General features: G+C 72.5%; 8 protein-coding genes and 1 pseudogene. 8 read left to right on the forward strand and 1 reads right to left on the reverse strand.

What is annotated here, in order from left to right; translation table 11 throughout:
* Nucleotides 1–121 precede the first annotated feature (121 nt).
* The 8 genes and pseudogenes from ACZ5SK_RS36295 to ACZ5SK_RS36330 all read left to right on the forward strand — a co-directional run bounded on the left by ACZ5SK_RS36295 (nt 122) and on the right by ACZ5SK_RS36330 (nt 8663).
* Complete coding sequence (locus tag ACZ5SK_RS36295; protein WP_468157793.1) at nt 122–1261, forward strand: nitronate monooxygenase; 1140 nt, start codon at nt 122–124, stop codon at nt 1259–1261.
* Nucleotides 1258–2013, forward strand: a complete 756-nt coding sequence (locus tag ACZ5SK_RS36300; protein ID WP_468157795.1) for a 16S rRNA (uracil(1498)-N(3))-methyltransferase — start codon at nt 1258–1260, stop codon at nt 2011–2013. Before ACZ5SK_RS36295 ends, ACZ5SK_RS36300 begins: the two co-directional genes overlap by 4 nt.
* Nucleotides 2014–2028: 15 nt before the next feature.
* A pseudogene (locus tag ACZ5SK_RS36305) lies at nt 2029–2422 on the forward strand (VOC family protein).
* Between the two features lie 73 nt (nt 2423–2495).
* Nucleotides 2496–2984: a hypothetical protein gene (locus ACZ5SK_RS36310; protein WP_361706634.1), complete on the forward strand. Its 489-nt coding sequence runs from the start codon at nt 2496–2498 to the stop codon at nt 2982–2984.
* 63 nt (nt 2985–3047) lie between these two features.
* Complete coding sequence (locus ACZ5SK_RS36315; RefSeq protein WP_334579933.1) at nt 3048–6254, forward strand: S41 family peptidase; 3207 nt, start codon at nt 3048–3050, stop codon at nt 6252–6254.
* A gap of 133 nt (nt 6255–6387) precedes the next feature.
* Nucleotides 6388–6741: a histidine triad nucleotide-binding protein gene (locus tag ACZ5SK_RS36320; RefSeq protein WP_079662349.1), complete on the forward strand. Its 354-nt coding sequence runs from the start codon at nt 6388–6390 to the stop codon at nt 6739–6741.
* 6 nt (nt 6742–6747) lie between these two features.
* Entirely contained in the window at nt 6748–7653 is a 906-nt protein-coding gene (locus ACZ5SK_RS36325) for a ribonuclease Z (RefSeq protein WP_334579934.1), read from the forward strand.
* 20 nt (nt 7654–7673) lie between these two features.
* Nucleotides 7674–8663, forward strand: a complete 990-nt coding sequence (locus ACZ5SK_RS36330) for an adenosine deaminase (RefSeq protein ID WP_334579935.1) — start codon at nt 7674–7676, stop codon at nt 8661–8663.
* Between the two features lie 35 nt (nt 8664–8698).
* On the opposite strand, the gene ACZ5SK_RS36335 is transcribed toward ACZ5SK_RS36330, so the two are convergent.
* The gene (locus ACZ5SK_RS36335; protein ID WP_334579936.1) at nt 8699–10744 is read right to left on the reverse strand and encodes a PQQ-dependent sugar dehydrogenase; all 2046 of its coding nucleotides are present in this window, start codon (nt 10742–10744) and stop codon (nt 8699–8701) included.
* Between the last annotated feature and the right edge of the window lie 3 nt (nt 10745–10747).

The raw sequence follows: 10747 nt of genomic DNA on the forward strand, positions 1-10747 counted from the left end.
CGCACGCTGAGCCGCCCGGAAGGGCACCCTCCACGGGTGCCCTTCCGGCATGTCCGCCGGCGGACTATGCCAACCGGCGGCCGGATTCGGACTTGTTCAAAGGACGTGACAACATGCCGTCATGTCCTCCGCACTGACCGATCTTTTCCCGCACCCGATCGTGCAGGCCCCCATGGCGGGCGGCGTCTCCGTCCCGAAACTCGCCGCCGCCGTGGCCGAGGCCGGCGGGCTCGGATTCCTGGCCGCCGGGTACAAGACGGCCGACGGCGTGTACCAGGAGATCAAGCAGCTGCGGAGCCTCACCGCCCGCCCCTTCGGCGTGAACCTCTTCATGCCGCAGCCCGAGTACCCCGGTGCGAGCACCGGCTCCACCGGAGCGGCCAAGGCCGCGCTCCCTGCTGCCGGCGCCGTCGAGGTCTACGCCCACCAGCTGGCCGGCGAGGCCGCCTGGTACGAGGCGGAGCTCGGCGACCCCGACAGCGGCCGTGACGACGGCTACGACGCCAAGCTGGCCGTGCTGCTGGACAACCCGGTGCCGGTGGTGTCGTTCCACTTCGGCGTGCCCGGCCCCGAGGTGCTTCAGTCCCTGCGGCGCGCGGGAACCTTCACCCTCGTCACGGCGACGACCGTCGAGGAGGCCCTCGCGGTGGAGCGGGCCGGCGCGGACGCGGTGATCGTGCAGGGCGTGGAGGCCGGCGGCCACCAGGGCACCCACCGGGACATCCCGGAGAACGACGGCACCGGCATCGGGCTGCTCTCCCTGATCGCCCAGGTCCGCGAGTCCGTGAGGCTGCCGATCGTCGCCGCCGGCGGCCTCATGCGGGGCAGCCAGATCGCCGCGGTCCTCGCGGCCGGCGCGAGCGCCGCCCAGCTGGGCACCGCGTTCCTCGCCACCGCCGAGTCCGGCGCGCACGCCGTGCACAAGCAGGCGCTGACCAACCCGCTCTTCGTGCGCACCGAGCTGACCCGTGCCTTCTCCGGCCGCCCGGCCCGCGGCCTGGTCAACCGCTTCCTGCGCGAACACGGCCCGTATGCGCCCGCCGCCTACCCGGAGGTCCACCACCTCACCGCGCCGCTGCGCAAGGCGGCCGCCAAGGCGGGCGACGCGCAGGGCATGGCGCTGTGGGCGGGACAGGGCCACCGGCTGGCCCGGGAGCTGCCCGCCGGGCGGCTGGTGGAGGTACTGGCGGCCGAACTCGCCGAGGCGCGGACAGCGTTGTCGGAGTTCGGGGCGGGACGGGCGGGAGGCGACGGCCGGTGACCGCGCCGATGTTCGTCCTCGATCCCCTGGTCATCCCGGACTTCAGCGGTGGCGAGGTCGTCCTGGACGGCCCCGAGGGACGGCACGCCGTCTCGGTGAAGCGCCTGCGACCCGGCGAGGACGTCATTCTCACCGACGGGCGTGGCCGGTATCTGGACGGCGTCGTCAAGACCGTCGAGGGCAAGGACCGCCTTGTCGTCATGGGGTCGACCGTCTACGAGGAGCCGCAGGAGCAGCCCCGCATCACCGTCGTGCAGGCCCTCCCCAAGGGCGACCGCGGTGAGCTGGCCGTCGAGACGATGACCGAGACCGGCGTCGACGCGATCGTGCCGTGGGCGGCCTCGCGCTGCATCACGCAGTGGAAGTCAGAGCGCGGAGCGAAGGCGCTCGCCAAGTGGCGGGCCACCGCCCGCGAGGCCGGCAAGCAGTCCCGCCGGATCCGCTTCCCCGAGGTCGCCGAGGCGGCGACGACCAGGCAGGTGGCGGCACTTCTGGCCGCGGCCGACTTCGCCGCCGTCCTGCACGAGGACCGCGACTACGGCAGCGAGCCGCTCGCGACCGCCGAACTCCCGTCCTCCGGTGAGATCGTGCTGGTCGTCGGCCCCGAAGGCGGTGTCTCGCCAGAGGAGTTGGCCGTGTTCGAGGAGGCGGGTGCGAAGACGTACCGGCTCGGTCGTACCGTGTTGCGTACGTCGACCGCCGGGACGGCCGCGACCGCCCTGCTGCTGGGCCGCACCGGCCGCTGGTCCTGAACGCCGGGGGACATCGTGGAACTCGCCCAAGTGCGGCTGCTCGTCACCGACTTCGCCGCCTGCTACCGCTTCTATGCCGAGGTCCTCGGCCTCAGGCCGCAGTCGGGAGCGACGAACGGGCCGTACGAGAAGTTCAGTCCCGCGACCGGCTCGGCGGGGATCGCCCTGCAGGACCGGGCGATGATGGCCGCGGTCCTCGGCGAACTGGGCGACGCGACGGCGGGCCACCGCTCGCTGGTGGTGCTGCGCGTCGACGACCTGGACGTCTACTGCGCGCAGCTCACCGCCCGCGGCGCGACCCGTGCTGCACGGCCCGGCTCCGATGACCGACCGCATGCGCGTCGCCCATCTGAAGGACCCGGAGGGCAACCTGGTGGAACTCCAGGAGTGGCTGCTGCTGCGCGGCTGAGTTCCATGAGGTCGGCGTAGAACGGCTGTATGAGGTCTTCCGCACCCCCTGCCCGAGTGGCACGCTGCCCTCCATGGGGGCTTTGAGGCGGATTTGGCTACTCCCGGTCGTGGTCGCCGTGGCGGGCGCCGCCGTGGCGTGCGAGCCGGGCGGGCTGAGCGCCATGTCCGTGGCGTACACCACCGACCAGGCCGCGACGGCGGAGATCGAGCGGCGGGACGTGAACGTGCGCTGGCTGACCTGCACGGCTCGGTACGAGGACCAGGCGAAGGCGGAGTCGGTCGCCGCCGTCGACTGCAAGGGGCAGACCGGTGACGGGAAGGACATCACCGTCACCGGGAAGATCACGCGGGCGGTCGACGGTGCGTGCGTGCGCGGGGATCTGACCGCCGTCGTGGGAAAGAAGCAGCTGTTCCGGGTGAGCGGCCTCGGCGACTGCAAGTCGGCGACGCCGTCGCCGGTCAAGCCGTCCGGTTCCGCACAGCCCGGCGGCCGGCCGACCGTCACGGTCACGGTGACCGTCACCGAGACCGTGGACGGAGGCGGCGGGGCAGGGAAGTGATCGAAACCCCGGAAGTGATCGAAACCCCTGACCTGCGGTGCCGCAGCTGAATACAGTGATCTGGTGACACAGTCCGCGACGCCTGCCGCATACTTCCGATTCCCGCACCTGCACGGCGAGTTGGTGGCCTTCGCCGCCGAGGACGACGTCTGGCTGGCCCCCCTCGACGGGGGCCGCGCCTGGCGGGTCAGCGCCGACAACATGCCGGTCTCCATGCCGCGTATCTCGCCCGACGGCGCCACCGTCGCCTGGACCTCCACCCGCGACGGCGCCCCCGAGGTGCACATCGCCCCCGTCGACGGCGGACCGTCCACCCGCCTGACGTACTGGGGGAGTCGGCAGACCCGGGTGCGCGGCTGGACCCCCGACGGCCAGGTCCTCGCCGTCAGCACCCACGACCAGGCGACCCTGCGGCGCAGTTGGGCCCGCGCCGTCCCCGTCGACGGCGGACCCGCGACCACCCTGCCGTACGGGCCCGTCGGCGCGGTCGCCCACGGCCCGCACACCGTGCTGCTGTCCGCGCCGATGGGCCGCGAGGCCGCCCACTGGAAGCGCTACCGGGGCGGCACGGCCGGCAAGCTGTGGATCGACCGGGAGGGCCAGGGCGAGTTCGTCCGGCTGCACGAGGAGCTGGACGGCAACATCGAGTACCCGGTGTGGGCGGGGGAGAGGCTCGCGTTCCTGTCCGACCACGAGGGCACGGGAGCCCTGTACTCCTCCCTCGCCGACGGCTCCGATCTGCGCCGGCACACCCCCCTCGACGGCTTCTACGCCCGGCAGGCCGCCGGCGACGGCACGCGGATCGTGTACATGTCCGCCGGTGAACTGTGGCTGCTGGACGACCTGGACGGCGCCGAACCGCGCCGGCTCGACATCCGCCTCGGCGGCCAGCGCACCGACCGTCGCCCCTACCAGGTGAGCGCCGCCCGCTGGCTGGGCGGGGCCGCGCCCGACCACACCGCGCGCGGCAGCGCCGTGGAGATCCGCGGGGCCGTCCACTGGATCACCCACCGTTCCGGGCCCGCCCGTGCGCTCGCCGCCGAACCCGGCGTACGGGCCCGGCTGCCGCGCACCTTCCGCACGGAGGGCGAGGAGTGGGTGGTGTGGGTGACGGACGCGGAGGGCGAGGACGCGCTGGAGTTCGCCCCGGCCACCGGCACGGCCCCCGGCGCCACCCCGCGCCGGCTCGCCGCCGGACGGCTCGGCCGGGTCCTCGAACTCGCCATGGCGCCCGACGGCAGCCGGGCCGCCGTCGCCGTCCACGACGGGCGGCTGCTGCTCGTCGAGCGGGAGACCGGCGAGGTCCGCGAGGTCGACCGCAGTCCGGACGGCGAGGTGGGCGACCTGGCCTTCTCGCCGGACTCGGCCTGGCTGGCCTGGTCGCACCCGGGCCCGCGCCCGCTCTCCCAGATCAAGCTCGCAGGCGTCACCGACCTGTCGGTCACCGAGGCGACCCCGCTGCGCTTCAGGGACTACGCGCCCGTCTTCACCCTCGACGGCAAGCACCTCGCGTTCCTCTCCACGCGCGCCTTCGACCCCGTCTACGACCAGCACGTCTTCGACCTGTCCTTCGTGGCCGGCGCCCGCCCGCACCTCATCACCCTCGCGGCGACGACCCCGTCCCCGTTCGGGCCGCAGCGCCACGGCCGCCCCTTCGAGGCCCCCGACAAGGACGAGACGCCCGACAGCGAGGGCGCCCCGACCACCCGTATCGACCTCGAAGGCCTCGCCGACCGGATCGTGCCCTTCCCCGTAGAGGCCGGCCTCTACGCCGGCCTGGCCGCGGCGAAGGACGGCGTGCTGTGGCTGCGCTACCCGGTGCGCGGTGTCCTCGGCGCCTCGCGTGCCACCCCGGACGACCCCGATCCCGACACCGAGCTGGAGCGCTACGACCTCGCCCAGCAGCGCATCGAGCACCTCGCCGCCGACGCCGACGGCTTCGAGGTCAGCGGCGACGGCAAGCGGCTGCTGCTGTGGACCGACGGCAAGCTCAAGGTCGTCCCCAGCGACCGGCGCGCCTCAGGCGACGAGGACAGCGACAGCAACATCACCGTCGACCTCGCCCGCATCCGCCGCACCGTCGACCCGACCGCCGAGTGGCGGCAGATGTACGACGAGACCGGCCGGATCATGCGGGACAACTTCTGGCGGGCGGACCTCGGCGGCGTCGACTGGGACGGCGTCCTCGACCGCTACCGGCCGGTGCTGGAGCGCGTCGCGACCCACGACGACCTCGTCGACCTACTGTGGGAGGTGCACGGAGAACTCGGCACCTCGCACGCCTACGTCATGCCGCGCGGCGGCCCCGGGGGCGGCGGCGCCCGGCAGGGCCTGCTCGGCGCGGACATCTCCCGTCACGAGGACGGCAGTTGGCGCATCGACCGCGTCCTGCCCTCGGAGACCTCCGACCCCGACGCCCGCTCGCCGCTCGCCGCACCCGGCGTCGCGGTGCGGGCGGGGGACGCGATCGTCGCCGTCGGCGGCCATCCCGTGGACCCGGTGACCGGGCCCGCGCCGCTGCTCGTCGGCACGGCGGGCAAGGTCGTCGAGCTGACGATCTCGCCGTCCGGCGGGGGAGAGCCGCGACACGCCGTCGTCGTCCCCGTCGCCGACGAGGAGGCGCTGCGCTACCACGCGTGGGTCGCGGACCGGCGGGCGTATGTGCACGAAGCCTCCGGCGGACGGCTCGGGTATCTCCATGTGCCCGACATGCAGGCGCCCGGCTGGGCCCAGATCCACCGTGACCTGCGGGTCGAGGTCGCGCGGGAGGGGCTGATCGTGGACGTCCGGGAGAACCGGGGCGGGCACACCTCCCAGCTGGTCGTCGAGAAGCTCGCCCGGCGCATCGTCGGCTGGGACGTGCCGCGCGGCATGCGGGCGTCCAGCTACCCGGAGGACGCGCCCCGGGGGCCCGTCGTCGCCGTCGCCAACGAGTTCTCCGGCTCCGACGGGGACATCGTCAACGCGGCGATCAAGGCGCTCGGGATCGGGCCGGTGGTGGGCACCCGCACCTGGGGCGGGACGATCGGCATCGACAGCCGGTACCACCTCGTCGACGGGACGCTCGTCACCCAGCCCAAGTACGCGACCTGGTTGGAGGGGTACGAGTGGGGCGTGGAGAACCACGGCGTCGACCCCGACGTCGAGGTCGTCTGCCGCCCCCAGGACTACGGCGCGGGCCGTGATGTCCAACTGGACGAGGCGGTGAGGCTGGCTCTGACGGCCCTGGAGTCGACCCCCGCCAAGACGCCGCCGCCCCCGCTGCCCTGACCACCCTCCCCCCGCGCGGCTGCGCTCGCGCGGGGGACCCCCGTCCCCGCTCGGTGAGTGGACAGGCGACGGCAGCCCGCCGCGGGTCGATACGATGCCCCGGCAAGAGATCACCGGCCAAAAGGAGACCCGCATGGCAGGGGAGCCGCAGGACGACTGCCTGTTCTGCAAGATCGTCGAAGGGCACATTCCGGCGACGATCGTGCGTGAGACGGAGACGACCATCGCCTTCCGGGACATCAACCCCCAGGCGCCCACCCACGTCCTGGTCATCCCCCGCGTGCACTACGCGAACGCCGCCGAACTCGCCGCCGCCGAACCCACGATCGCCGCGGACATGCTGCGCGAGGCGCAGACCGTCGCCGACGAGGACAAGCTGGAGAGCTACCGCATCGTCTTCAACACCGGCGCCGGCGCCGGCCAGACCGTGTTCCACGCCCACGCGCACGTCCTCGGCGGCCGCGGCCTGCACTGGCCCCCCGGGTAAGTCGCCGTGTCCGTACGCGAACTCGTGGTCCTCGGGACCGCCAGCCAGGTCCCGACCCGGCACCGCAACCACAACGGCTACCTCCTGCGCTGGGACGGCGAGGGCATCCTCTTCGACCCGGGCGAGGGCACCCAGCGGCAGCTGCTGCGCGCCGGCGTGGCCGCGCACGACCTCAACCGGATCTGCGTCACGCACTTCCACGGCGACCACAGCCTCGGCCTCGCCGGCGTCATCCAGCGCATCAACCTGGACCAGGTCCCGCACCCGGTCACCGCGCACTTCCCGCGCTCCGGGCAGCGCTTCTTCGACCGGCTGCGCTACTCCACCGCCTACCGCGAGACCGTCGGCGTCACCGAGGCCCCGGTCGACGCGGACGGCCCCCTCGCCGCCACCGCCTCCTACACCCTCGAAGCCGTCAAGCTCTCCCACCCCGTCGAGTCCTACGGCTACCGGCTCGTCGAACCCGACGGCCGCCGCATGCTGCCCGACCGCCTCGCCGCGCACGGCATCAAGGGCCCCGACGTCGGCCGGATCCAGCGGGAGGGATCCATCTCAGGCGTCGTTCTCGACGACGTCAGCGAACTGCGCCGCGGACAGCGGTTCGCGTTCGTCATGGACACCCGGCTGTGCGACGGGGTGCACGCCCTCGCCGAGGGCGCGGACCTGCTCGTCATCGAGTCGACCTTCCTCGACGAGGACGAGCCGCTCGCCGTCGACCACGGGCATCTGACCGCCGGCCAGGCCGCCCGCGCCGCCCGGGACGCAGGGGTCCGCCACCTCGTCCTCACCCACTTCAGCCAGCGCTACTCCGAGCCGGAGGAGTTCGAGCGGCAGGCGCGGGCCGCCGGATTCGAGGGCGAGCTGACCGTGGCCCACGACCTCCTGAGGGTGCCGGTTCCGAAACGGAGATGAATCGGCCGTACGATGCTTTGATGCCCCTCCCCAAAGCTGAACTGCACCTGCACATCGAAGGCACCCTGGAGCCGGAGCTGGCGTTCGAGCTGGCCGCCCGCAACGGCGTCGCGCTGCCGTACGCCGACACCGAAGAGCTCCGCGAGAAGTACCGGTTCGAGGATCTGCAGTCCTTCCTGAACCTGTACTACGAGCTGATGGCGGTCCTGCGCAGCGAGCGGGACTTCGAGGACCTCGCGAACGCCTACCTCGCCCGCGCCGCCGCGCAGGGCGTGCGGCACGCGGAGATCTTCTTCGACCCGCAGGCCCACCTCGCGCGCGGCATCGACATGGGCACGGTGGTGGAGGGCCTGTGGCGGGCCCTCGGCAGCAGCGAGGCCCACCACGGCGTCTCCACCCGGCTCATCCTCTGCTTCCTGCGTGACGAGTCCGCCGAGTCGGCCCTCGCGACGCTGGACGCGGCCAAGCCCTACCTCGACCGGATCGTCGGCATCGGGCTGGACTCCGCCGAGGTCGGGCATCCGCCGGTGAAGTTCCGCGAGGTGTACGAGGCCGCCGCCGCACTGGGGCTGCGGCGCGTCGCGCACGCCGGTGAGGAGGGGCCGCCGGAGTACATCACCGAGGCCCTCGACGTCCTCGGCGTGGAGCGCGTCGACCACGGGCTGCGCTGCATGGAGGACCCCGCCCTCGTGGAGCGGCTGGTGCGGGAGCGGATCCCGCTGACGCTGTGCCCGCTGTCCAACGTGCGGCTGCGCGCCGTCGACGCCCTCGCCGACCACCCGCTGCCCGCGATGCTCGACGCGGGACTGGTCTGCACGGTCAACTCCGACGACCCCGCCTACTTCGGCGGCTACGCCGGCGACAACTTCGACGCCGTACGCACCACCCTCGGCCTGAGCGAGGAGCGGCTGCGCGAGCTGGCCCGCAACTCCTTCGTCGCCTCCTTCCTGGAGGACGACGAGGAGCGGCGGGCCCGGTGCCTCGCAGAGGTCGACGCGTACGTCTTCTAGCGGTCCGGCTTCTGTTCGGTCTTCCGTTCGGTCTTCTATTCGATGGCGATGCGGAAGATCTTGTCCGATCCGTCCGCCGCTCCTCCGTTGTTGTCGCAGTTCGTCGTCGACAGCCAGAGCTGGTCGGCTCCCGGCACCTTGGTGACGGTTCGCAGCCGCCCGTAGGTGCCCACGTAGTACGCGGTCGCCGTGCCGACGTTCTCCGTGTCGCCGTTGATCGGGATCCGCCACAGCCGCTCGCCGCGCAGCGACGCCATGTAGATGACGTTGCGGACGATGGCGATCCCGCTCGGTGAGGCCTCGGAGACGTTCCAGGTCTTCTTCGGGTTGGTCATGCCGGCGACGTCACAGGCGCCCTCGCAGGTCGGCCAGCCGTAGTTGGCGCCCGGCTTGATCAGGTTCAGCTCGTCCTTGGAGCTGTTGCCGAACTCGGCCTCCCACAGCCGCCCGTTGCGGTCGAAGGCGAGTCCCTGCGGGTTGCGGTGGCCGTAGCTGTAGACGTAGGTGCCGAACGGGTTGCCGGGGGCGGCCTTGCCGTCCGTGGTCATCCGCAGGATCTTGCCGTTCAACGACGTCTTGTCCTGGGCCAGTTCGGGTGTCTGGGCCTCGCCGGTCGAGACGTACAGATAGCCGTCCGGGCCGAAGGCGAGGCGCCCGCCGTTGTGGTAGCGGTTCTTCTTGATGCCCTGAAGGAGGATCGTGTAGTCGGTGAGGGAGCTGCCGTCGTAGGTCATGCGGACCACCCGGTTGCCCTCGGCGGCCGTGTGCATGAAGTACACGCGGTGGTTGGTCGCCCACTTCGGGTCGACGGCCACGCCCAGCAGCCCGCCCTCGCCGTCCGTGGTGACGGCGTTCGGAACGGTGCCGACGCGGGTCTTCGTGCCGTCCTTGGTGACCTTCCAGACCCGGAAGTCGTCCCGCTCCGTGACCAGTGCCGTCTGTCCGTCGGGCAGCCAGTGGATGCCCCAGGGGATGGTCCAGCCGCTGGAGACGGTCCCGATGGACGACGGGACCCCGCCGTCGGTGGCGCAGGCCTTCGTCGTGAAGGTGACCGTGTTGCTCTGCGGCGACACGTTTCCGGCGGCGTCGCGCGCCACCACGTTCAGGGTGTACGGGCTGTCGCAGGCGAGCCCGGTGAGCGTGGTCGACGTCGACGTGCCGGTGACGCTCTTGTAGACCGTCGTGTCGCTGCGCACGTCGTAGCCGGCGACCGCCTTGTCGTCGGTCGAGGCGCCCCAGCTCAGGTCGGCGCCGGTGGCCGTGACGTTCGACGAGGTGAGGGTGCCGGGTCTGGTGGGCGCGGTGGTGTCGGAGCTGGGCCGGGTCGTGCAGTCGACGGCCGGGCTGGCCTGGGAGGCGTTGCCGGCGGCGTCGCGGGCGATGACGGTGAGGTTGTAGGCGGTGTTCGGGCGCAGGCCGGTGAGCGCCTGGGACGTCGCGTCGCCCGCCGCCTCGCCGAGCTTGTTGCCGTGCTCGTAGAGGTCGTACGCGGCCACGCCGACGTTGTCCGTGGAGGCGCCCCAGGAGAGGGTGAGGCCGTCCTCGCCGATGGCCGAGCAGCTCGGCTGACCGGGCCGGGACGGCGCCTGGGTGTCGGCCGCCGCGCCGACGCCGATGCGGTCGAGGTTGGGTCCGCCGTTCGCCGTGGTGGCGGTCGCGCGGATCTTGTTGGTGCCCGCGGTCAGGGGCACGTTGACGCTCTTGGTGGCCCAGGTGTTCCAGTCGGCGGTGGCCGGGAACGAGACGCCCGAGGCGATGACCGTTCCCCCCACGGAGATGTCCATGGGCCGGTCGGTGGAGGTCCCGTTGGCGTACCGGAGGGTGACGGACGAGGTGCCCGCGGCGGCGGCGCTCACCGTGAACTCCACGTAGGAGCCCTGGATGTTGGTGTAGTCGACGAAGCCGGTGCCCGTGTACCCGGTGTGGTTGGTGGCGACGGCGCCCTGCGAGACGGTCGCGTCCTCGGCCTGGTAGTCGGTGGCCGCGTGTGCCGTGCCGGACGTCAGACCGGCCAAGGGCAGCGCGAGGGTCAGGGAGAGGGCCAGGGAGAGGCCCCAGGGAAGTGCTCTGGCGCGTTTCATGGT

This window comes from Streptomyces sp. NPDC031474 (genome assembly GCF_055581185.1).